Here is a 1,357-nt window from a genome sequence, read left to right as displayed (position 1 = left end):
CGCTCTTGCCGGTATGACTCACCCACATGGGTTACAAATCAGTTCACGCACATAGGTAACAGTTATTAACTGGCAGGGTCGATTTTGTGAGGATCTGACCATGCCCTGGGAAGAGCTGAAACCTATGGACCTCAAAGTGATGTTCATCGCCGCCTATTTGGCTGAAAGAGATACCTTTAGCCAGCTGTGCCGCGACTACCAGGTCAGTCGGAAGACTGGCTACAAATGGGTCGAGCGGTACGAGGCTGAAGGGCCTAGAGGGCTCGAAGAGCGTAGCCGGTGCCGGCACAATCAAACCTATGTTGTGCCTCTTGCTATCAGGCAAGCAATTATCGAGCTTCGTTCTATCGGGGAGACTATTCCCGGGCCGAAGAAGATTCAGAACGACTTGCGCCAGCGTTTTCCCGGGCAGGATCCACCCTCGAAAACAACCATTTACAACATCCTCAAGGCCGCTGATCTGATTGCACCTCGACGTGTGCGTCAGCGCGTGGCTGTCTATCCAAAGCCCCTGTGCAAGGCAGAGACCCCAAATCAGCTCTTTAGCGCTGACTACAAGGGGCAGTTTCTGACAGGGGCCGGAGTGTGGTGTTATCCGCTGACGATCATGGACCATGCCAGCCGCTTTCTACTGGCCTGCCAGGGCATGCGCAATACCAACTTCAAAGAAACCCAACAAACCTTCGAGCGTGTTTTTCGCGAGTATGGCTTGCCTGAACGTATTCGGACCGACAACGGCATACCGTTTGCCAGCACGGGCCGTGCAGGGTTATCACAGCTGTCGATCTGGTGGCTGCGGTTGGGGATTATCCCTGAGCGAATTGAGCCCGGCCGCCCAGATCAGAATGGACGCCATGAAAGGATGCACCGAACCCTGAAAAGCACTTTGCCCCAACCAGCGGCGATTGCTTGGGAAGCTCAGCAGAAACACTTTGATCGCTTTATGCAGCACTACAATCATGAGCGAGGGCACGAGGCGCTTGGCCAGAAAACACCAGCCTCATGTTATTTGCCCTCACCCCGCGCTTACCCGGAAAAGCTGCCTGAAATGGGGTATGCGAGCCACGTGGAGTGTTACCTGGCTGATAGTAATGGAATCATCAATCGAGCAGGTCTTAGGATCTACATAGGCAATCTGCTCAAGTATCAGACCATTGGAATGGAGCTAATTCGAGATGATGTCTGGGAGGTGATCTTCGGGCCTGTGATCCTAGGCCGTGTCGATGCTAGAGACGCAAAGAACGGGTATGTTTCAATCAAAGTGTCACCTATGTGAATGCACTTTTTTGTAACCTATGTGGTTGTCCCGTACATGCCCCACCACTCGGTGCCTCGCCTAGGCTCGGCATGCCCACAG

General features: G+C 53.6%; 1 protein-coding gene. It reads left to right on the top strand.

What is annotated here, in order from left to right; genetic code table 11:
• Nucleotides 1-100: 100 nt before the first annotated feature.
• Entirely contained in the window at nucleotides 101-1,276 is a 1,176-nt protein-coding gene (locus HBR93_RS26695) for an integrase core domain-containing protein (protein ID WP_169961431.1), read from the top strand.
• Nucleotides 1,277-1,357: the final 81 nt, after the last annotated feature.

Source organism: Pseudomonas sp. WS 5411 (genome assembly GCF_012985595.1).
Lineage (GTDB): Bacteria > Pseudomonadota > Gammaproteobacteria > Pseudomonadales > Pseudomonadaceae > Aquipseudomonas > Aquipseudomonas shahriarae.
This window is presented reverse-complemented; position numbering and strand designations above follow the sequence as displayed.